Origin of the sequence: Streptomyces sp. SID5464, from assembly GCF_009862985.1 — a bacterium.
Lineage (GTDB): Bacteria > Actinomycetota > Actinomycetes > Streptomycetales > Streptomycetaceae > Streptomyces > Streptomyces chartreusis_D.
The window spans coordinates 90964-111376 of the sequence record NZ_WWIQ01000049.1 but is presented as its reverse complement, the minus strand read 5'-3'; the positions used below and the strand labels follow the sequence as shown (position 1 = coordinate 111376).

Annotated in this window: 18 protein-coding genes, 1 tRNA gene and 3 pseudogenes; 16 read left to right on the top strand and 6 right to left on the bottom strand. The window is 67.7% G+C overall.

The genetic code is table 11. From position 1 onward, the window contains the following. The 3 genes and pseudogenes from GTY47_RS41180 to GTY47_RS23590 form a co-directional block, all read left to right on the top strand. A pseudogene (locus GTY47_RS41180) lies at nt 1-214 on the top strand (hypothetical protein); the annotation flags it as partial. Between the two features lie 196 nt (nt 215-410). Then, nucleotides 411-905, top strand: a complete 495-nt coding sequence (locus tag GTY47_RS23595) for a tyrosinase family oxidase copper chaperone (RefSeq protein WP_029181651.1) — start codon at nt 411-413, stop codon at nt 903-905. Beyond that, on the top strand, nt 889-1755 hold the full coding sequence (locus GTY47_RS23590; RefSeq protein WP_010046795.1) for a tyrosinase family protein: 867 nt from the start codon (nt 889-891) through the stop codon (nt 1753-1755). Before GTY47_RS23595 ends, GTY47_RS23590 begins: the two co-directional genes overlap by 17 nt. An 80-nt stretch (nt 1756-1835) precedes the next feature. Here GTY47_RS23590 and GTY47_RS23585 read toward each other — a convergent pair whose 3' ends face one another. After that, nucleotides 1836-2144, bottom strand: a complete 309-nt coding sequence (locus tag GTY47_RS23585) for a chaplin (RefSeq protein WP_040904180.1) — start codon at nt 2142-2144, stop codon at nt 1836-1838. A 385-nt stretch (nt 2145-2529) separates the two neighbouring features. On the opposite strand from GTY47_RS23585, the gene GTY47_RS23580 reads away from it, so the two are divergent. The 5 genes from GTY47_RS23580 (at nt 2530) to GTY47_RS23560 (ending at nt 4838) form a co-directional block, all read left to right on the top strand. Further along, nucleotides 2530-2790 carry a hypothetical protein gene (locus GTY47_RS23580; RefSeq protein WP_010046792.1) on the top strand — a complete coding sequence of 87 codons (261 nt, stop codon included), beginning with the start codon at nt 2530-2532 and terminating at the stop codon, nt 2788-2790. A 444-nt stretch (nt 2791-3234) separates the two neighbouring features. Further along, complete coding sequence (locus GTY47_RS23575) at nt 3235-3501, top strand: hypothetical protein (protein WP_010046789.1); 267 nt, start codon at nt 3235-3237, stop codon at nt 3499-3501. 142 nt (nt 3502-3643) lie between these two features. Further along, nucleotides 3644-3922 carry a hypothetical protein gene (locus GTY47_RS23570; RefSeq protein ID WP_010046787.1) on the top strand — a complete coding sequence of 93 codons (279 nt, stop codon included), beginning with the start codon at nt 3644-3646 and terminating at the stop codon, nt 3920-3922. Between the two features lie 213 nt (nt 3923-4135). Then, nucleotides 4136-4408: a hypothetical protein gene (locus GTY47_RS23565; RefSeq protein ID WP_010046785.1), complete on the top strand. Its 273-nt coding sequence runs from the start codon at nt 4136-4138 to the stop codon at nt 4406-4408. A gap of 145 nt (nt 4409-4553) precedes the next feature. Next, on the top strand, nt 4554-4838 hold the full coding sequence (locus GTY47_RS23560) for a hypothetical protein (RefSeq protein WP_010046783.1): 285 nt from the start codon (nt 4554-4556) through the stop codon (nt 4836-4838). Nucleotides 4839-5022: 184 nt separating this feature from the next. Here the strand turns inward: GTY47_RS23560 and GTY47_RS23555 are convergent, their stop codons facing one another. The 3 genes and pseudogenes from GTY47_RS23555 to GTY47_RS41170 all read right to left on the bottom strand — a co-directional run. Continuing rightward, nucleotides 5023-5982, bottom strand: coding sequence for a D-2-hydroxyacid dehydrogenase family protein (locus GTY47_RS23555; protein ID WP_010046780.1), 960 nt, complete (start codon nt 5980-5982; stop codon nt 5023-5025). Nucleotides 5983-6183: 201 nt separating this feature from the next. Further along, nucleotides 6184-6554, bottom strand: a pseudogene (locus GTY47_RS41175) (GntR family transcriptional regulator); the annotation flags it as partial. Nucleotides 6555-6566: 12 nt separating this feature from the next. Next, nucleotides 6567-6689 (bottom strand): annotated as a pseudogene (locus GTY47_RS41170) (IS5/IS1182 family transposase); the annotation flags it as partial. 667 nt (nt 6690-7356) lie between these two features. On the opposite strand from GTY47_RS41170, the gene GTY47_RS23545 reads away from it, so the two are divergent. Further along, entirely contained in the window at nt 7357-9651 is a 2295-nt protein-coding gene (locus GTY47_RS23545; RefSeq protein WP_158688457.1) for a tetratricopeptide repeat protein, read from the top strand. Between the two features lie 758 nt (nt 9652-10409). On the opposite strand, the gene GTY47_RS23540 is transcribed toward GTY47_RS23545, so the two are convergent. Continuing rightward, nucleotides 10410-10482: transfer RNA gene (locus GTY47_RS23540), tRNA-Arg, on the bottom strand. 320 nt (nt 10483-10802) lie between these two features. Here GTY47_RS23540 and GTY47_RS23535 point away from each other — a divergent pair. The 4 genes from GTY47_RS23535 to GTY47_RS23520 all read left to right on the top strand — a co-directional run bounded on the left by GTY47_RS23535 (nt 10803) and on the right by GTY47_RS23520 (nt 16830). Next, entirely contained in the window at nt 10803-12410 is a 1608-nt protein-coding gene (locus tag GTY47_RS23535) for a dynamin family protein (protein ID WP_029181650.1), read from the top strand. A 3-nt stretch (nt 12411-12413) separates the two neighbouring features. Continuing rightward, nucleotides 12414-14351 (top strand): YfjP family GTPase, encoded by a 1938-nt coding sequence (locus GTY47_RS23530; RefSeq protein ID WP_010046773.1) that lies wholly within the window; start codon nt 12414-12416, stop codon nt 14349-14351. Between the two features lie 312 nt (nt 14352-14663). Beyond that, nucleotides 14664-15140, top strand: a complete 477-nt coding sequence (locus tag GTY47_RS23525) for a single-stranded DNA-binding protein (RefSeq protein WP_010046771.1) — start codon at nt 14664-14666, stop codon at nt 15138-15140. Between the two features lie 280 nt (nt 15141-15420). After that, nucleotides 15421-16830: a Cys-Gln thioester bond-forming surface protein gene (locus tag GTY47_RS23520; RefSeq protein ID WP_078602963.1), complete on the top strand. Its 1410-nt coding sequence runs from the start codon at nt 15421-15423 to the stop codon at nt 16828-16830. A 46-nt stretch (nt 16831-16876) separates the two neighbouring features. Here GTY47_RS23520 and GTY47_RS23515 read toward each other — a convergent pair whose 3' ends face one another. Beyond that, nucleotides 16877-17197, bottom strand: a complete 321-nt coding sequence (locus tag GTY47_RS23515) for a hypothetical protein (RefSeq protein WP_029181649.1) — start codon at nt 17195-17197, stop codon at nt 16877-16879. A 224-nt stretch (nt 17198-17421) separates the two neighbouring features. Here GTY47_RS23515 and GTY47_RS41165 point away from each other — a divergent pair, with 224 nt between their 5' ends. The 3 genes from GTY47_RS41165 to GTY47_RS23500 all read left to right on the top strand — a co-directional run bounded on the left by GTY47_RS41165 (nt 17422) and on the right by GTY47_RS23500 (nt 20397). Continuing rightward, nucleotides 17422-17664, top strand: coding sequence for a GNAT family N-acetyltransferase (locus tag GTY47_RS41165; RefSeq protein ID WP_010046767.1), 243 nt, complete (start codon nt 17422-17424; stop codon nt 17662-17664). 214 nt (nt 17665-17878) lie between these two features. Continuing rightward, nucleotides 17879-19330: a hypothetical protein gene (locus tag GTY47_RS23505; RefSeq protein WP_010046764.1), complete on the top strand. Its 1452-nt coding sequence runs from the start codon at nt 17879-17881 to the stop codon at nt 19328-19330. Between the two features lie 29 nt (nt 19331-19359). Further along, nucleotides 19360-20397: a glutamate ABC transporter substrate-binding protein gene (locus tag GTY47_RS23500; protein WP_173937292.1), complete on the top strand. Its 1038-nt coding sequence runs from the start codon at nt 19360-19362 to the stop codon at nt 20395-20397. The last annotated feature ends 16 nt before the right edge of the window (nt 20398-20413 follow it).

Here is a 20413-nt window from a genome sequence, read left to right as displayed (position 1 = left end):
GGCTCCGGTTGCTCAGCCCGCCCCCGCTCCGCAGCCGGCTCCGGCCGCTGAGAACACTCGGGACCTGGCGTCCACCGACCTCACCGGCGGCGTGAGCACCAGGGTTCCCCTAGATGTGAGCGCTCAGGGCAAGGAATCGCTGGTCCAGACGGCGAAGAACGCCGCGTCCGCGGTCAACGACACCAAGCCGGTGCACGGCAACCTGTGGTTCTAGAGCTGGGACCACGCGTACGGAGGGTCGGTCCTCGGACAGTTCGAGGGCCGGCCCTCCGTTGTGTGTCCTGCCGGTGACGCGACCCGCCCCCCTACCGGCAGCTACGCCGGCGATCACTTGTCTGGCCGCGCGGCGGTGACCGCGCGGGACGTCCGGCGGTTACGGCTACGACACCGGAACCGGACGAGGAGTGGACATGGTCGTCAGCATCGGCGGAGGACCGGCGGGAGGCGGGGCACCGACCCCGGCGCGACCCGAACGGGCGGGCAGGACACGGCGGGAGGTGACGCGCGGTCTGCGTGCCTGCGCCCTCGCCGCCACCCTGGCGGCCCCGGTGGCCGCCGCCTTCCGGCTCCGGCGCCCCGGAACCGAAAACGTCCTGGGCGAAGCCGCTTTCGACCAGACCTACCGCAGCCGCCGCATCCGAGGGACGTGGACCCCGTCGGCCGGGTCGGGCGGGCGGGGTCGGTGGCACGTCACTGTGGACGGCCGACCGCTGCATCTGATGCGCCGGGCCGACGGCACCTGGCTGAGCATGGTCGACCACTACTGCTCGTACCGGTCACCACTCGAAGCCGCCCGCGCAGCCGTCGACGAACTCGGCCCCGGCCGCCGACTGCGCGACCTGGCCCCGGAACCAGCAGACGCGGGGCATGTGCACACGGGGGACCGGCATGGCGTACGTGCGTAGAGACGCCGGCACGCTCACCAAGACCGAGAAGCGGCGGTTCGTCAAGGCGCTGCTGGAGGTCAAACGGCGGGGCGAGTACGACGAGTTCGTGCGGATGCACATCGAGTACTTCTCCTCCGACGGCGAACACGGACTGCGCGCCGCGCACATGGCACCCTCCTTCCTGCCCTGGCACCGCCGGTTCCTGCTCGACCTGGAGAGCGCGCTGCGCCGGGTGGACCCCTCGGTGACCGTGCCGTACTGGGACTGGACGCGCTACCGCACGACCACCTCCGCACCCTGGACGGCGGACCTCCTCGGCGGCACCGGACGCCCTTCCGACCACCAGGTGATGACGGGTCCGTTCGCCTACCGGGAAGGCAACTGGACCATCAAGGTGAATGTGACCGACGCGGTGTTCCTCACCCGGGACCTCGGCCGCCGCCGCTCCCCCATGGAGCTGCCCACGAAGAACGAGCTGCAGTGGGCGCTGAAGGACCCGGTCTACGACGTGGCGCCCTGGGACTCGACGGTCACGCGGGGATTCCGCAACAAACTGGAGGGCTGGGGCACCGGTGGGGGCAGCACGTCCTGGCGCAACCACAACCGGGTGCACGGCTGGGTCGGCGGGGACATGCTCGGCGGCGCTTCCGTCAACGACCCCGTGTTCTGGCTGCACCACGCCTTCGTCGACCTGCAGTGGTACCGCTGGCAGCGCAGACACCGCGGGGCCCGTTACCTTCCCGCGGCACCGCCGGGCTCCGGCGACGGGCAGCACGGCCGGATCGTGGCACGGCACCAGCGCCTGCCTCCGTGGGACGTGACGCCGGACGAACTGGAGGACGTCGGCCGGATCTACCGGTACGCGTGAGGTGACGAGGACCCTCACGGCGACATGGGGAGAGCCCCGGCGTTCGGGGAGGCCGGGGCTCTCGGGGCAGACAGCAGACGTCAGTGGCGGTGGCCGCTCTTCTTGCTGCTCTCCTTGTGGTCGTCCTTCTTGTGGTCGTCCTTCTTGTGACCCTCGTTCTTGCAGGTGTTACCGACGGCCGGGTTGAGCAGGCCGACAAACTGGACGGTGTTGCCGCACACGTTGATCGGCACGTGGACCGGCACCTGAACGACGTTGCCGGACAGGACACCGGGCGAGCCGATGGCAGCGCCCTTGGCGCCGGCGTCCGCCGCGGCGAGACCGGCGCCACTGAGCACCACAGCGCTCGTGCCGAGAGCGACAACGCCAACCTTCGCGATGCGAGACATCACGTTCTCCTTAGTGAATCGGTGAGTGCGGCAGCAGTACGCGCGACCGCACTGACCGTTTCAACGCGAGGGCCCCGGACCGGTAACGAGGTTTTTCTCCGGATCACCCTTTTTGAACCTGTGCTCCGCCGTACGGGCGTTGTTTCCCCACGACCCGTGCCGTGCCGGGGTCATGCCGCGGCGAAGACGGGCTCCCTGTCTCGTCCGGCACGCGACGCGCCACGGCGGCTGCTCGGCGTCTGCCCGGCAGCTCCGCACGGAGATTTTTTGGGAAAGTTAAGCGATTGGGCGTTTTGCGTATAAAAACCATCGATCTTCACCTACAGTCTGTGACTGCCAGTGACCAGTCCATCACGGATTGTGTCGACTCGAGAACGGAGAGGTAATGCGCAACTTCCAGAAGGCCGCGGTCGTCATGGCCATGCTCGGCAGCGTCAGCTTCCTGGGTGCCGGTGTCGGTCACGCTTCGGACGGCGACAAGATCAAGCTCGACAACGACCAGAAGCAGGCGTGTGCCCAGAACGACGCGCAGACCGGGCTCGTCCAGCTCGACGACGTCAACGTCTCGGTCGGCCTCCTCGGCTGGTCTCAGCAGGACAACAGCGAGAAGGAGTCCCTGGCCTGCTCGCAGAGCTTCGGCAAGTGACGATCGGCTGATCTGAAGGCAGGCCCCGGGGTTCGACCATGTGTCCGAACCCCGGGGCCTGCTGCTTGTGGTGCGGTCGACGCGGGCGCGTTCGCGCGATCGGCTCCTGAAGGTGCGCGCGGCCGCCGGCCGCGACCCGGCGACCACCTCGACACGCACCGCCGAGACGGCAGGCGCTCTTCGTGTTCGGTGGCGAGGGCGGCCTCCCGCCTGTGGAGAAGGATCCGCCCGCTGTGAACAGCGGCTGTCCGACCGGTAGTTGGCCGACGGTGGCGGTCCTGGTCGCTGGTCGCCGGACACCTGCACAGCATCACCACAATGTGTTTTTTCAGGAAAGTTACGCGATTGGGCGTTTTGCCTATCAAAAGCCCCGAATGTCACCTAGAGTGCGACTGTCAGTGACCAGTCCATCACGGATTGTGTCGACTCGAGAACGGAGAGGTAATGCGCAACTTCCAGAAGGCCGCGGTCGTCATGGCCATGCTCGGCAGCGTCAGCTTCCTGGGTGCCGGTGTCGGTCACGCTTCGGACGGCGACAAGATCAAGATTGACAACGACCAGAACCAGGCGTGCGCCCAGAACGACGCGCAGACCGGGCTCATCCAGCTCGACGACGTCAACGTTTCGGTCGGTGCCATCCTCGGCTGGTCCCAGCAGGACAACAGCGAGAAGGAGTCCCTGGCCTGCTCGCAGAGCTTCGGCAAGCACTGATCCAGTGATCTGAAGGCAGGCCCCGGGGTTCGACCACGTGTCCGAACCCCGGGGCCTGCTGTCTGGTTTCCAGCCGGTCCATATGCCCGGAAAAACGACTCCGCCGTTCAGCCGCGGGGGGTCGACCGCAAAGGAGAAACAGATGCTCGACACGAAGAAGATCGCAGCGGTGGCGGCAGCCGGAGTCCTGGGGGGCTTCGCTCTGATCGGTGGCGGAGTCGTCCAGGCCGCTGCCCAGGGCGGCCCCGGCAGGTGCGTCGACGACGGCAAGGGTCACGTTCACTGTGTGCAGACGAGTACGTACAAGCTCACCACGAGCAAGGACGGCGGAGTCCACCTCAGTAACGAGTCGACGCAGACCTGTCCGGCCTCGCGCGGTCAGGTCACGTGTGTCGACAGCGTCGTCCTCCCCGGGCGGTAGCCCCCGGGGGTTCCCTAGCGGTAGTTGGTCGGAAGTGGCTAGTTGAGTTAGGCCATCCGATACATACAAAACCGCGTTACAACGCAACTTTTTTCAAGAAACTTGCGTGAGTGGGCGTTTCGCCCGTTAGAAGCCGCGTGAGGGTCACCTACAGTTGGCGACTGTCGGTGACCAACCCATCACGGGTTGTGTCCACTCAAGAACGGAGCAGTAATGCGCAACTACCAGAAGGCCGCGGTCGTCATGGCCATGCTCGGCAGCGTCAGCTTCCTGGGGGCCGGTGTCGGCCACGCTGCGGACGGGGACGAGAAGGTCAAGCTGGAGAACAAGCAGAACCAGTCGTGTGAGCAGAACGACTCGACCAAGGGCCTCATCAACATCGATGACGTCAACATCTCGCTCGGCATCCTCGGCTGGTCGGAGCAGGACAACAGCGAGCGCGAGTCCGTGACCTGCTCCCAGAACTTCATCCTCGGTGGCAAGTGATCACTGATCAGGTGATCTAGGCAGGCCCCGGGGCTCGAACCAGGTGGTCCGAGCCCCGGGGCCTGTCGTCTGGCTTCTTTGTCGGCCCAAGCGTCCGGAACGACCCCGCCGTCCAGTCACGGGGTCGACCGTAAAGGAAAAGTAGATGCTCAACTCGAAGAAGATCGCAGCTACAGCGGCAGCCGGAGTCCTGGGGAGCCTTGCCCTGATCGGGGTCGGTGCCGCCCAGGCCGCCGCCCAGGGCGGCCCCGGCAAGTGCGTGGACGACGGCAACGGGCAGGTCCGCTGCGTGCAAGGGGACACGTACAAGATCACGACCGCCAAGGACGGCAGCGTCCGCTTCGCCAACAACTCGACGCAGACGTGCCCGACCTCGCACAGCCAGGTCACCTGCGTCAGCAACGTCATCGTTCCTGGCAAGCAGTCCTGAAGTTCGACGCGGCAGCCGAGGCGCCCTTGTTCACGTCGGCGCCCGTGGCGTGAATCCACCGCTCACAGCGGTGGCCGGCCGGGACCCGTCACCGGGTCCCGGCCGTTTCCGTGTCCTCACCCGGACGGTGCGGAAACGTCCTCACCCGGACGGTGCGGAAACCCGGCGCGGCCCCGGACGGGCGTCACGGCAGCCGTCGTACGGGCGCGCCCCCGAGGAACGCGCGGATGTTCTCGACCGCCTGCCCGTAGTACGTCGCGTAGTTGGCCCGGGAGACGTAGCCGAGGTGCGGCGTGGCGAGGAGGCGGGGGGCGGTGCGCATCGGGTGGTCGGCGGGCAGGGGCTCGATGTCGAAGACGTCGATGCCGGCGCCGGCGATCCGGCCCTCGTGCAGGGCGGCGAGGAGGGCTTCCTGGTCGACGATGGCGGCGCGCGAGGTGTTGATCAGGTACGCGGTCGGCTTGAGGATGGCGAGTTCGGCGGGTCCGAGCAGTCCGCGGGTGCGGTCGCTCAGCGCGAGGTGGATCGAGACGAAGTCGCTGTCGGCGAGCAGGTCCTCCCGGGAGGGGGCGAGTTCGACGCCGATCTCGTCGGTGCGCTCCTCTGTGAGGTTCTGACTCCACGCGCTGACGTGCATGCCGAAGGCGAGACCGACCCGGGCCACGCGGCTGCCGATCTTGCCGAGGCCGAGAAGTCCGAGGCGGCGTCCGTGCAGGTCGGCGCCGACGGTGGATTGCCAAGGGCCGCCGGAGCGCAGGGCGTTGTTCTCCTCGACGAGCCCGCGGGCGAGACCGAGCAGCAGGGCCCACGTCAGTTCCACGGGCGGGGTGGAGGAGCTGGTGGTGCCGCACACGGTGACGCCGTGCTTCTCGGCGGCCGCGTAGTCGATGACCGAGTTGCGCATGCCGGAGGCGACGATGAGTTTCAGCCGGGGCAGGCGGGCGATCAGCGACCCGGGGAAGGGCACGCGCTCCCGCAGCGTCACCACGAGGTCGAAGTCGGCCAGGGCCGCGGCCAGGGCGTCCTCGCCGTCCAGGTGGGTGTCGAAGGAGACGACCTCCACCTGGTCGGCGACCGGCGACCAGTCGGCGACCTCGGTCGCCACCCTCTGAAAGTCGTCCAGCACAGCACAGCGCAGCCGCACGTCACACCCCTTCCTCGACCCACGGTGGGTCCCGGACCATGATCGGGCCTGGGCCGGGGGTGCTGGAAGCGGGGGGAGGTGGCGGGGGGCGGGGCGGGCAGGGGACGGTCCTCACCAGGTCGCCGGCGGATCTGCGCTTCTCCCGTTCGACATGTGGCAGAAGCAGGGCTGGTGACGGTTGATCGGTATCTCTCAAATGATCTAACTGTGAGCGGCGGTACCACCATGTTCGTCGTCTGTACCGGCTGCCTGTCGTCGGCGTCGTGGGTCCGCTGGATGTACGTCACGAGTGTGGCCCTGTGGACATCGAGTAGCGACGCCTCCCTCGGCGGTCGCCTGCTCGACTCCGGCTGCCCCACGGCGGGGGTGAACGGTGACGCCGAGCGCGGCCATGCGGTTCACGACTCCCGCCCCGGTGTGTGGTCCTCCCTCGGGGAGAAGGACGAGTGTGTAGGCGGTCAGGTCGTACGGCTCCCCACTCGTCGACTGCTGCACCGGTCGGCCGTCGGCAAGGAACTCGTGCGTGGTTCAACGCACAGGTCGCCCTCGGCGATGCCGAACCGCGCAGCGATGCAAGGTCCGCCCTGCGATTCCCTGCGGGTGCGCGAGCGTCGGAAGCCGTGGAGCCGGGCGAAGGCGCGCTCGACCACCCGGCGGTAGGTGCCCAGTCCGGCGTCGTGCCGGGTCCCACGGCGGGCGATGACCGGCACGGTGTCGCGAGCTCAAACCTGCTCGCGGTAGACGTCCCTCGGTGAGCAGGACCTCGTGAAGGCATTGCCAGACGTTCGGTGCGGTCCCACCGCTCATCCGGCATGGGATTCTCGGCGCTACGGGACAAACAGAGTGAATAGACAACTGTTTATCTGGCGCAAAAATTGACCCTTCATCGAGAGATGAGCTCGCCAAGTCATCTCGTCCGAGTGCACGCCATCGCCAAGATGCGAGCTCACACTCGAAACCTAGACTGGACGTAACTCTATTGAGCGCCGTGCCGCCGAGGTCATCATGTATAGAAGGAGAAAGTCGGGTCACTGGGCTGACGCCTCCGTCCCGAAACCTCGCCCTATTCTATGGTCGGCTTACTTTGCCATTACAGCCATCGCAGTGTTGTGCGGAATCTTGGCATTCGGGGTAGACGTCACGGAATGGGAGGGTAAGCCGATCCTGGGGCTTCTGGCGGTTCTGAAACCCTATAGATTTTTCATACTCGGCATCTTCTGCCTGACAGCAGTCTACTGTTGGCGCAGAATTGGCATGTCCAAAAGGATAAGTGCCCCTGGACCTATTTCTGTGCCCCCGTTGAGAGATGAGACGGGTAGATCCAATGCGTCGATCGACAGGTTGACGACAAGTTTCCGAGAGAAGCTGAACCAGGTGAACATCCAAGCTCCCGAACCTATTCCAGGAGGTTCACAGCAGATTGATTTCGCGGAAGTGTTGCGCAGCCCAGCTATAGACACGAAGAACGTCGGCGCAAGTTTGGCCGTCAGTATCGGAAGGCTACTTGCTGCCGGGCAGGTCAGCTACGCGTACCAAGTCAACGGTGCAATATTCAACAGCGAGAACGGCAAGCGCGGCGTGACAGTGCAGGTGATGGTACTGCCCAAATGGGCCAGTCAACCAATCACGTGCACTGATGAGACATGGGATCTTGCCCTAGAACAAGCAGCTTACGAAGTGTGCGCTTTCGTGTTGCCACTGACGAGGCTTGTTGACGAGCCGCCTTGGCCTGCATGGCGACGCCTCGCGGTCCCACCCCAACTCTTCAGAAACGTCCAACAAGCGCAACAATGCAAGAAGAGCAGACGTTTTGATGAAGCGCTGCGATATTATTACAAGGCTCTGCAGCTCGATCCTCACAACCCCTATCTCCGCCTCGAGGTAGGCATGCTGCAAGAACAGATAGGGATGCACGTCGACGCAGTCGTTACATATGAAGATGCCATCAAACTCGCACCATCGGATCTCGATCTGAAGATCTATCATCCATTCAGAAGAAAGCCGGTCTATTTTCGCCGCAAAGGTATTTCCATACGCGGAGATTGGTGGAGGGCTCCGATTCTCATGGCCAGGTATCGCCAGGCGGTTCTATTGTCCATGGGTGAACGACTGAGTGCGGACTGGTCGCCGCGCGACGAGACCAGTGGGCTGCGAGCAGAGGAATGCAAGAATCTCCGGAAACGTATCACTGAAATCTTCAAAGAGTACTTTGAAGATTTTAAGCGGTACCTTATTGACCAAGAAGGAGAGGTAGACGGCGAAGGTAATCCACGTTCTGGCCAGTCTCTACCCAAGGAGGTCAGCGAGGTCCTCCCGGAGGGCCCAATCGAAACAGCGCAGCTAAGGCTGATCCAGCGAGAATTTTTTCAATTCATCGGTCAGGTCAGAGCGGAGCAACTGAGGCGGTCTTACTTCTATCCGCGTAAAATACCGGAGCGAAAAGTACCCCGAGCCGCTTTGCATCTCTTGTTGGTAGGGAATCCGGTCCGACGCTGTTGGACCCGCGTCCTTCGTCATGGCCATAAGTCCCCTTTCCGTGGCCTCAAATACATATCGGCTTACAGGGGTGTCAAGCATCCGGCTATTGCGAAGATCCGGGATGTGATGGGTGTATTCGAGACCCCGAAAGCGCAACTGTTCTGGCCGATCAAGGTTCGGGACATAACAGTTCTGATGCGGCATTCGCGTCTGCTGTCCCACTGGCAAATCTACTACGATACTGCTTGCATCTATTCTACCTGCATTCTCCCGATAAGAGGAGGCGTGGCAGATACAGATGTGCAGCCCAGAAGTGGAAGTAGGTACTTTTCTGATCGGCTCGACGAAGAGGAGCTCGACGAAATAGAGGAGGAGATCGGCGGAATGGTTCATGACTTGGCCGAGAGGGCGGTCCACTTTCTCGAACTGTCTTCGCGCAACCAAGACAGCGGATTTGCCAGCTCTATCCGCCCCTGGATCCTGGCGGATGATCCGGACCTTGTCGGTCTCAGGAGGAGAGAAGAATTTATCCGGTGGGCTGAGCAGCACTATCCTGAAAGGTACCCCAACCGGCTACGCCCTGACAATGTGCACGAAATTGAATTGGTGCACTATGAGCAGCTGCTGATAGAGCGATCGGCTGCCGTGGCTGCTCACGTATGGAAGCATCGAAGCGCCCAGAGTTTGGCCGGCGGCTTGACGCCTGAAAGCTTTCGTCGGTGGCTGAAGGAAGAGGAAAAGGGATGGAGTCTCGTGGCTAAACTCGTTGAAAACAGGAGGCATTGGCAGACACGCTGCGAAGCCATTCGAGCAATGCGTGAGTTTGGCCGTACCGGTACTTCAAGCGAAATAATCTACGAACTCACCGTTCCCTATCCAATGTATAGCAGCGATCCCGTAATTCATCTGCCTGCAAGCGGAGACGATGAGTTCATGGGTAAGGTAGAAGAAGTTCAAGGGCGGAGGAATGGGCGAATTGAGGACTTGCGAAACATCCTCAAGCATCGCCAAATGTGGTGCCTTTTCGATTTGCCGAGTGCATCTTCCCCGCAGGGTGTTTCTCGGTTCTGCAGCCAGCTTGCAGCTCGCTGGGAAACGCTGGCAAGAGCATTTCGCGAGGAAAATGATCGCGACGAGCTCAAACCACTTGCTTCGGTGAAGCAGGTGGGAAAGCGTCCCAGCAAATTCTAGGAGCCATTGGAGGCTGACGCAGGGAATGGGCACCCGCCTCGGACGAACAGCTTGCAGTGGAAGACCAGAACGACGGCGCTGCGGGTCAGGTTCTTGTGGACGCCGGCCAGTTCGTCTACCTCAGCGTCCAGGCATCCCGTCCTCGCGTACCACCAGACGTGCCCGTCGAGTAAGCGCCCCTGCCCGATCCCGGTGCCCAGGATCAGTGGGCGCCGGCTGCTGCTCCACAAGGCGACGCCGGAGGTCGGGGAAGCAGTGGATCGACACGGGGAACATCCACGAGCGACGCGACCTGCAGGGCCGCGCGGACGGCGGGACCGCGCTGTCCCGGGCATCCCGCCCTGACGGGCATCATGGGGCAGCACATCGGGGGACGAACAGCTCAAGCCGGGTGATCCGCTGTTCCAAGGCGAGTCGGGCGGGCGACGACGGAATCCCGCCCCGGTGGCCGAGCGGACGGGAAACGGCGTTGCCGTGCTCCTGGCGACCTGCGCCCGCTGCCTCGAGGGCCGGCTGCCCGACTTGAAGAGGCGGCTCGAAGCTGCCGGAGATGTCCCCGACCAGTCGTCCACCGGCTGACACCGGCGCGGCCTGGAACTTCGACACGTGCTCGACACGGCCACGCGCGAAACCCGGTGACAGCCGGACAGCCCTGGCACCTGCCCTTGATCACCAAGGAGGTGCCGGGGCTTCGCTGCGCCCAGTGTCACCCACTCCGACCAGCAAAAAGCCCTCCCGAACGGGAGGGCGGAGACTTGCGCCCCCGGCAGGACTCGAACCTGCGGCCAAGCGCTTAGAAGGCGCCTGCTCTATCCACTGAGCTACGGGGGCCGGTGTGGTGGCCTCTGTCGTGGTGCCCTGGTGTGGGCCGATCCGTGACGTTGCCGGGGACAAGGATAGGGCTCCCGCGTCCTTGTCCCTGTTGCTTCGCCTCCGTGGCTCGATGTGGAGGTTCGGTGAAGCGGTCCTGATAATCGCAGGCAGGTACGAATCGTGCACCGCTTTTGGCGTCACACGCGGCGGGTGTTGTGCACTCGTTATGCCTGGAGTGGACCCGTGTCCCAGTAGTCCCTTCCATCCCTTGTGTCCTGTCGGCGCGCAGACATGCTCATATGCTTCAGAATTCCCCTAAAATTGGGCATTCTTCACATGTGGTGACCTTGGACGTACGGCCTCAGCTGCTCGACGCACTCTCCGCCCTGCGCGACCGTGTCGCCGCCGCACGCTTTCCGCTGCCCCTGGCGGGGGCCCCACGCGCGCGTGCCAGCCGCGATGAACTGCTCGCCCAGCTCGACGACTACTTGGTGCCCCGGCTGAGAGACCCCGAAGCGCCACTTCTGGCCGTCGTGGGGGGCTCCACCGGAGCCGGGAAGTCCACGCTGGTGAACTCCCTCGTGGGGCGGCGGGTCAGCGAGGCCGGGGTGCTGCGGCCGACGACACGGACCCCCGTGCTGGTCTGTCACCCCGAGGACCATCACTGGTTCAGCGGTATGCGGGTGCTTCCCGACCTCACACGCGTGTGGGTGCCTCAGCAGGACGCCACGGAGGATCTGCTGCTCCCGGGGGAGAACCCCGCGCGCGTGCTGCGGGTCGAGACCGCCGAGACGCTGGCGCCCGGCCTCGCCCTCCTCGACGCCCCCGACATCGACTCCCTGGTCTCCGACAACCGCGTCCTGGCCGCCGAGCTCATCTGCGCGGCCGACATCTGGATCATGGTCACCACGGCCGCCCGCTACGCCGACGCCGTGCCCTGGCACATGCTGCGCACCGCCAAGGAGTACGACGTCACCCTCGTCACCGTCCTGGACCGGGTGCCCCACCAGGTGGTCGCCGAGGTGTCGCGGCAGTACGGGGCCCTGCTCACCAAGGCCGGGCTCGGGCAGGTGCCTCGGTTCACCGTGCCCGAACTGCCCGAGTCGGCCTGGGGCGGCGGACTCCTGCCGGCCAGCGCCGTGGCCCAGCTGCGCACCTGGCTGGTCCACCACGCCCAGGACCCGGCGGCCCGGCAGCAGGTCATGGCCCGCACCGCGCGCGGGGTCCTCGACTCCCTCAAGTCCCGGATGCCCGAGCTGGCCGGCGCCGCCGCCGCACAGTACGCCGCCGCACTACGGCTCATCGCCGCCGTCGACGGGGCGTACGACAGCGAGCACACGCGCGTGCGGGGCCGGCTGCAGGCCGGCGCGGTGCTCGCGGGAGACGCCCTCAAGCGGTGGCGCGCCTTCCCCCTGGACTGCACCGCCGGTGAACTCCTCGAAGCGCTCGTGGAGAGCCTGAGCGCGCTGCTGCTGTGTGCCGTCACCGCCGCCGACGAGCGCATCGACGACGCCTGGCGGCGCGAACCAGCGGCGGCCGCACCCGGGCTCGCCGACCGCGAACCCGCCGCGGAGAGCGCCGAGCACCGGATCGGTCTCGCCGTACGGCGCTGGCGGCGGGAGCTCGAGGAGTACGCCGAGGACGAGGTGCGCGAGCTCGACCGGAACCTCTCGCCCGACCCCGAGCTGGTCGCCGCCCTGGTCGCCACCTCCCTGCTGGGCGGCCGCCGGGGCCGGATGGCCGGGGAGGGGCTCGCCGAGCGGATCGGCGCCCACGGGGCGCTGCGGCTGCGCGACCGGGCCGGACGGCTGCTCGCCGAGCACGTCGACCGGGTCCTGCACGCCGAACGCGAGCGCCGGCTCGCCCCGCTCGACGCCCTCGACGTCCACCCGGAGCCCCAGGCCGAACTCATCGCCGCCCTGTCCGTACTGCAGAAGGAGAGGTGACCGGTGGCCGCCGTCACTGACCAGGACCACACCGAGCGCGCCGAACAGCCGGGCGACGCGGACAAGGCAGCAGTTGCCGGGAACCCGTCGGCGAAGGCCTCCCGGAACGCCTCCGAGGGCGGGAGCACGAACGGCGCCCACGCGCGCGTGCGGGACGGTGACTCCTCCGCCCGTACGGACTCCCCGGTCCCAACAAGCTCCCCGGGCTCCCCGGGCTCCCCGGGCTCCCCGGGCTCCCCGGGCTCCGCGGGCACCTGGGACGACGGGCTCATCGCTCGGCGGGTCGACGAGACCACCGGAGGGCACCAGTACGCCGTGCTGGACAACCGCCCCGCCGCCCCGCCGGCGGCGTCCCCGCTGGTGTACGACGGGCCGCTGCGCTCCCGCCTGGAGGCCCTGCGCGAACTGGTCGGGCTCTCCCGCACCCGGCTCGACAGCCGGACGCTGGCGGAGGCGGGCCGGGTGCTCGACGAGGCGTCCGCGCGGCGCAGGCTCTCCGGGCAGCACACCGTCGTCGCCATCGCGGGCGCCACGGGCAGCGGCAAGTCGCAGCTGTTCAACGCGCTCGCCGGGGTGGCCATCTCGGAGACGGGGGTACGCCGCCCCACCACCGCCGCTCCCATCGCGTGCAGTTGGAGCGACGGGGCGGCGAGTCTCATCGAACGGCTCGGCATCCCGCCCCGGCTGCGCCGGCGTCCGCTGCCGACCGGGGACGGGGAATCGCAGCTGCACGGACTCGTCCTCATCGACCTGCCCGACCACGACTCCGCGGCCGTACAGCACCGCGAGCACGTGGACCGCATCCTGGCGCTCGTCGACGCGGTCATCTGGGTGGTCGACCCGGAGAAGTACGCCGACGCCGTCCTCCACGAGCGCTATCTGCGGCCGATGGCGGCCCACGCGGAGGTCATGTTCGTCGTCCTCAACCAGATCGACCGGCTGCCCGGGGAGGCCGCCGAGCAGGTCCTCGACGATCTGCGACGGCTCCTCGACGAGGACGGCATCGCCCTCGGGGAGTACGGCGAACCGGGTACGACCGTGCTCGCGCTGTCCGCACTCACCGGGGACGGCGTCGGCGAACTGCGCGAGGCACTCGGCCAGTTCGTCGCGGAGCGCACGGCGCCGGCCCGCCGTATCTCGGCCGACGTGGACATCGCGGCGGCACGGCTGTGGCCCGTCTACGCCACGCAGCGGCGCACCGGGCTCAGCGAACAGGCCCGGGAGGAGTTCGCGGACCGGCTCGCGGACGCCGTGGGCGCCACGGCGGCGGGCGAGGCCGCCGAACGCGCGTGGCTGCGCAACGCCAACCGCGCCTGCGGCACGCCCTGGCTGCGGTTGTGGCGCTGGTACCAGGACCGCGGCGAGCCGACCACGGGGCGGCTCCCCTCGCGCACGCAGGCCGACGAGGAGGCCACCGCCCGGCAGCGGGTCGAGCACGCCGTACGGACGGTGGCCGACCGGGCCACGGCGGGCCTGCCCGCGCCCTGGGCGCAGGCGGTGCGCGAGGCGGCCGTCCGCGGCTCCAGGGGGCTGCCCGAGGCGCTGGACGAGCTGAGCGTGCGCGCGGGAGTGCCGACGGGGCGGCCGCCGCGGCCGGGGTGGTGGCCGGTGGCCGTGCTCGCCCAGGCGTCCATGACGATCCTCCAGTTCCTGGGCGGCCTGTGGTTGCTGGGCCAGATCGTCGGCGTCATGTCGCCGAACCTGGGCGTGCCTGTGCTGCTGATGGTGATCGGCATCGTCGGCGGCCCGCTCATCGAGTGGAGCTGCCGGATGGCGGCGCGGGGGCCTGCCCGGCGCTACGGCCTGGAGGCGGAACGCCGGTTGCGAGAGGCGGCAGCCGGGTGCGGGAGGGCCCGCGTGCTGGATCCCGTGGCGGCGGAGCTGCTGCGGTATCGGGAGGTTCGGGAGCAGTACGGGAGGGTGGTGGGGGCGGGGAGGTGACGCTTGGGCCGGGACGGTGACTCCGGGGGCGTGGCGGTTGTGACGGGCCGGATGCCACTCGGTGTCGCTCGGCCCTCTGCCTCAACCACCCCTTTGGCACCACTAGGCCGTTGGCATCACTCGCTGCCCGCATCACTCACTCACAGCTCGGCGTCACTCGTCCGGGTGACGGCGTTGTCCACAGGCGGGCGGTGATCCACAGCGCTCAGCGGGCTCGGCCCGGCGGCGGCAGTCTGGCAGACGCAGCCGTACGGGACGGGCCCGTACGCATGTGGGCCCGGTGTCGCAGTCCGGGCGAGGGAGGGGTTCGCGATGAACGAGACGATGGTCTGCGCGGTCGGCAGGGTGGCGACGCAGCCGGTGTACCGGGAGATGGCGTCCGGCCCGTCGGCGAGGTTCCGGCTGGCGGTGACCGCGCGCTACTGGGACCGCGAGAAGAACATGTGGACGGACGGGCACACCAACTTCTTCACGGTGTGGGCCAACCGGCAGCTCGCCACGAACACGGCGGCGTCGCTGACGGTCGGCGAGCCGGTGATCGTCCAGGGCAGGCTGAAGGTGCGGACCGACGTGCGCGAGGGGCAGAGCTGGACGTCGGCGGACATCGACGCGGTGGCGATCGGACACGACCTGGCCTGGGGCACCTCGGCGTTCCGCCGCCGAGGCAAACCGGAGACGGCTCCGGCACCGGCACAGCCGGAGCCCAACTGGGAGACCACGCAGGAGGGTTCGTCGAGCCCGATGGACGCTCCCGCCCAACAACCTCCGGAAGCTGCTGTATTGACGTAACGTCAATCACTCCCCGCACCTGCCCGAACTGAGGCTTATCGGCGAGTGCGCACCGAAAAATCAGGGGTGGACTTGTCGATAAGCCCTGCTCACAAGGGGTCTTGGCGATAACGATTCCGAGTCGGATCACTCGTCCGACCGTCTCACCGGCGAGCGGCGTCCGCCTCGTACCTAGGATGCCGGGCATGGCTCTCGGGGCTCTTGCGACCTGTGAGGCCTGTGTTTCTGCTGGTGGGACCGTACCCCCCACGTCAACGGGTCCTGCTCGAAGGGGAATTTGGTGTTTGCTTCGTTCTCTGCGGTGTTCGTACGCAGGCGAGGGGCTGCCCGCCTCGGTGCCGCGACGCTCGTGTCCGGGCTCGTCGCCGCGGGCGTGCTGGCCGGTGCCGGACAGGCGGCCGCCGAGGAGACGACGCGGAGTCAGGGCGGAGCGACCGCGACGATAGCCGGGCTCAAGACGTACGGCACAGCGGTGATACACGGCGCCACCGGCGACCAGCAGGTGTCGGCGGGCCTGTTCGAGATGTCCGTCGAGGGCGGCGGCACGCTCCAGACGTACTGCGTCGACCTGCACAACCCGACGCAGCGGGACGCCAAGTACCACGAGACGCCCTGGAGCGGCACGTCCCTGGGCGCCAACAAGGACGCCGGGCGGATCCGCTGGATCCTTCAGAACTCCTACCCGCAGGTGAACGACCTGGCGGCGCTGGCACGGAAGGCGGGCGTCCGCGGTGCGCTGACCGAGCAGGACGCGGCAGCCGGCACGCAGGTGGCGATCTGGCGGTACTCGGACGACGTGGCCGTCGACGCCCTCGACCCGCAGGCCGAGCAGCTCGCGGACTACCTGGAGAAGAGCGCCCGGAGCCGGCCCGAGCCCCGGGCCTCGCTCACCCTCGACCCGCCGGCGGTCTCCGGCCGGCCGGGGGAGCGGCTGGGCCCGGTGACCGTGCACACGAACGCCCGCAGCGTGACGGTGAGCCCGCCCGCGGACGCCGCCACGAGCGGGGTCCGGATCGTCGACGAGCAGGGCAAGGCCGTCACGTCCACGTCCGACGGCGGGCAGGTGTTCTTCGAGGTGCCCCAGGACGCGGCGGCGGGCATGGCGGACCTGACCGTGCAGGCCTCGACGACCGTGCCGGTCGGCCGTGCCTTCGCCTCCGAGAGCCGCAGCCAGACGCAGATCCTGGCCGGTTCCAGCGAGTCGACGGTGTCGGCGACGGCAGGGGCGACCTGGGCGAACAAGGGCGCGGTCCCGGCACTGTCGGCGGCGAAGAACTGCGCCGAGGGCGGGGTGGACATCACCGCCTCCAACAAGGGCGACGAGCCCTTCACCTTCGAACTGGAGGGCCTCGAGCACACCATCGCCGCGGGCGAGTCCCGGACGGTGACGGTCCCCCTCCAGGAGGACCAGGCGTACGACTTCACGATCCACGGGCCGGGCGGCTTCACCCAGCGCTTCAGTGGCATGCTGGACTGCCAGGTCCAGGGCAGCGGGACGGGCACGGCCACGCAGACCCTCAGCGAACCGAGCCCGGCCTCGGTGGGCGGCACGGCGACGGACACCAACCTCGCCGAAACCGGCAGCTCGGGCGTCACCCCCCTCATCGCCGGCATCGCCATCACCCTGCTCCTGATCGGCGGAACGACCCTGATCGTTCTCCGCCGCAGGGAGACCCCGACGGGGGACTGACCGTCCTGGGGGCATGGCGACCGACAGCGAGTGCCGATCCCGGTTCTCACACGGACTCGTGCCCCAGATGGACGAGGCCTTCGACGGATTCCAACCGGGTCCGCAAGGTGGGGTCGGGGAGCGGAGTGGTCGTCAGCACGAGGACGTGGCATTCCGGGTTCGCCGCGTTGCACGGTTCGTCTTCGTCGTCCCCGGGGATCTCATTCGGCTGGACCTCGACACGGACGCCGTCGAGGTCGGCGACGTGGTAGACGCCCCGGTAGTCGCTCTCGCGCTCCGTGAATGCCACTCCTAGGCAGGCACTGACCAGTCGTACCAGGTCTTCGGCGGTGTGCGTACAGGTGCCGTATCTGTCGAAATCAGCCATGGTGCGTCGGACCTCAATCCTCGTCTTGGACGGTGTCCACTCTGACGTGCGCCGATGCCCGCGCTCTACGCTCACCCCATGAAGATCACCGTGCGGGCGGCGACCGAGGCGGATCTGGGAGCCCTGCTGGGTCTCTACGGCGAACTGAACCGGGACGACGCGCCGTTGACCCAAACGTCTGCAGAGGCCGTCTGGCGGCGATATCCGGGCAGCAGGGGCGAACCGTGCTGGTCGCCGAGGGGGACGGTGCCGTGGCCGGGACGGCGGACTGCATTGTGATGCCGAATCTCACCCGCGGCGGCTGGGCCATCCTGTTCGTGGAGAACGTGGTGGTGGCCGACCGCTTTCAGCGGCGGGGCGTCGGGCGTCAACTGATGGAGGCAGCGGTGCGCCTGGGAGAGTCGGCCGGCTGCTACAAGGTGCAGTTGCCGGCAGCGGACGACGAGTACGTCCATCGCTTCTACTAAGCGTGCGGCTTCGCGGCGTTGGCTCAAGGGTTCCGCCGCTACGTGGAGTAGCCGCGCGCATCGCCGGCGGGAACCGAACCGATCCCCCCGACGTGTTTCTGGGCAAGGGGTGGTGCCTCGCGCTGCGATCAGATCAAGATCGAGGCAAGGGCGGTGCGGATGTCAGTGCCGAAAGGGATACTTGCGGCGACGGATGACCACGGGGGAGGTCACAGTGACACACCTGCCGACGAGCAGCACACCACCAACGGGCCCGGGCCTGCCCACCCTCCCGGCGGTACCGGCCCAGCCAGGACAGGTACAACCGACGCCACCGGCCCAGCCTCCTCACGGCCGTACGGAACCCCAGCCCCGCCGTACCGCCTTCGCCGAGGGACTGGACCAACTCCGTGCCGCCGCCACCACAGAGCCCGGCCGCCTCCGTATCATCGGCGCCCTCCTCGCCCTCCTCGTCGTCGCCTTCGGTGCCGTCACCGCCTGGCAGATGACCGACCGCGCGGCCGCCGCCGACGACGTCCTCATTAGCAGTCAGCCCCTCAGCTCGGACGCGGCCGACATCTACCGCTCCCTCGCGGACGCCAACACCGCCGCCTCCAGCGGCTTCCTCGCCGGTGGCCAGGAGACGGCCGCCTCCCGCGACCGCTACGAGAAGGACATCCGCACGGCCGCGGAGAAACTCGTCAACGCCGCGGCCAACTCGGACCCGGACTCCCCGTCCGCGGCGACGATCGCCAAGCTCAACAGACTCCTCCCGGAGTACAAGGGCCTGGTCGAGCGCGCTCGCACGTACAACCGCCAGGGCTTCCCGGTCGGCGGTGCCTACCTCCGCTACGCCAACGAGAAGATGCAGCAGCAGATGCTCCCGGCAGCGGAGGAGCTGTACAAGAAGGAGAACCAGCGCCTGCGCGCGGACTACGCGGACGCCACGCCCTACCCGTGGGCCGCCATCGCCCTGGGCGTCCTCGCTCTGGCCGCCCTCGCCTGGGCCCAGCACCGCAACTACCAGCGCACGAACCGCGTCCTGAACCACGGCCTGGTCGCCGCCACGGCCGCCGCGACCGTGGTCCTGCTCTGGCTGGTCGTCGGCCACAGCCTCGCCCGCGCGGGCCTGAACGACTCCTACGACCACGGCGTCCGCTCCCTGAACGTGCTGCACGACGCCCGCATCGCCTCCCTCAAGGCACGGGGCAACGAGAACCTGACCCTGGTGGCCCGCGGCGCCGAGACGAAAAAGGTCGGGGAAGAGACCTACGACGCCTACGACTACGACTTCCGCACGGACATGAGCGCCCTGGGCAAGTACCTGGCGGCCGCCGGGAAGCTCGCCGACGACGCATCGGGCGAGAACCCCGTCACCGCCGCCGTAGGCAACATGACGGAGTGGAAGAAGCGCCACACCGCGGCCCGTGAGCAGGACGAGAACGGCAACTACCAGCAGGCGCTGGACAAGGTCATCGGCACCGGGAAGACGACCGGGGAGTGCTTCGACAGCGTCGACGAGAACCTGCGCACGGCACTCGCGCATGAGGAAACCGAGTTCAAGCGCGCGGCCGATGACGGCCGGGACGCCCTGACGGGCCTGTCGGCGGGCGCGGCCGTCCTCGCCGTGCTGGGCGCCGCGGGCGCGGTGCTCGGCATCGGCCGCAGGCTGTCGGAGTACCGATGAACGGGACACGGGTGAAAGGGGGCGCGACCATGGGAGCACGACGTCTGCGGGCCAGTCTGAAGGGCTGGGGCGGGGTGGCCGCGATGGCGGTCGTCTGTGCCCTGGTGGCCGTCTTCGCACTGTGCGTCCCGCTGTCCGGACCAAGGACCGTCGACGGCCAGGCCGTCGCCCAGTCCGCCCGGGTCAAGGCCGAGAAGGCCGAAGAGGACTGCGAGGCCCCCGAGAAGCAGACCCTGTCGCCCTCCTCCGCCGACGGCGACACCATCCAGGCGATCAAGAACCGCAAGGGCGAGAAGCGCAAGCTGATCGTCGGCGTCGACCAGAACAGCTACCGCTGGGGCTACCGCGACCCCAACAGCGGCAAGACAGCGGAGCTGGAGGGCTTCGACATCGACCTGGTCCACCGCATCGCCGAGGACATACTCGGCGACCGGAACGCGGTCCAGTTCAAGGCGATCCCCACCGACCAGCGCATCCCGGCCATCAAGGACGGGCGCGTGGACATGGTCGTCCGCACGATGACGATCAACTGCGCGCGCATCGCGGACGTCGCCTTCTCCGCGCCCTACTTCAAGACGGGACAGCAGGTCCTGGCCCCCAAGTCCTCGCCGATCAAGGGCTACGACGACACGCTCGCCGGCAAGAGGATCTGCACGGCGGCGGGCTCCACGGCGTACTCCACGCTGGAAGCGGACAAGAAGGACGGCAAACTCCCCGCCAGCACCGACATCTCCACGACCGTCCCGAACCAACTCGACTGCCTGGTCAGGCTCCAGCTCGGTGAGGTCGACGCGGTGGTCACCGACGGCGCGCTCGCCGCGAGCCAGGCGGCACAGGATCCGACGGTCCAGCTCAAGGGCGACGCCTTCACTGCCGAGTACTACGGCGTGGCGATGAAGAAGGACGCCGACGACCTGGTACGCCGGGTCAACCAGATCCTGGTGGACTACCGCAAGGACACCGCGAACGGCTGGCAGGCGTCGTACGGCAAGTGGCTGTCGGCGACACTGGGCAGGGATCCGGAGAAGTCGGAACCACCGGCACCGCAGTACCTCCGCACGACCTGACCACCGCACCGACCCC

Excerpts from the sequence above, each read along its gene's own strand:
- GTY47_RS23580 (WP_010046792.1), top strand. The coding sequence starts at position 2,530 with ATGCGCAACTTCCAGAAGGCCGCGGTCGTCATGGCCATGCTCGGCAGC.
- GTY47_RS23570 (WP_010046787.1), top strand. The coding sequence starts at position 3,644 with ATGCTCGACACGAAGAAGATCGCAGCGGTGGCGGCAGCCGGAGTCCTG.
- GTY47_RS23595 (WP_029181651.1), top strand. The coding sequence starts at position 411 with ATGGTCGTCAGCATCGGCGGAGGACCGGCGGGAGGCGGGGCACCGACC.
- GTY47_RS23515 (WP_029181649.1), bottom strand. The coding sequence starts at position 17,197 with ATGGCTGATTTCGACAGATACGGCACCTGTACGCACACCGCCGAAGAC.
- GTY47_RS23575 (WP_010046789.1), top strand. The coding sequence starts at position 3,235 with ATGCGCAACTTCCAGAAGGCCGCGGTCGTCATGGCCATGCTCGGCAGC.
- GTY47_RS23525 (WP_010046771.1), top strand. The coding sequence starts at position 14,664 with ATGAACGAGACGATGGTCTGCGCGGTCGGCAGGGTGGCGACGCAGCCG.
- GTY47_RS23560 (WP_010046783.1), top strand. The coding sequence starts at position 4,554 with ATGCTCAACTCGAAGAAGATCGCAGCTACAGCGGCAGCCGGAGTCCTG.
- GTY47_RS23590 (WP_010046795.1), top strand. The coding sequence starts at position 889 with ATGGCGTACGTGCGTAGAGACGCCGGCACGCTCACCAAGACCGAGAAG.
- GTY47_RS23585 (WP_040904180.1), bottom strand. The coding sequence starts at position 2,144 with ATGTCTCGCATCGCGAAGGTTGGCGTTGTCGCTCTCGGCACGAGCGCT.
- GTY47_RS23500 (WP_173937292.1), top strand. The coding sequence starts at position 19,360 with ATGGGAGCACGACGTCTGCGGGCCAGTCTGAAGGGCTGGGGCGGGGTG.
- GTY47_RS23565 (WP_010046785.1), top strand. The coding sequence starts at position 4,136 with ATGCGCAACTACCAGAAGGCCGCGGTCGTCATGGCCATGCTCGGCAGC.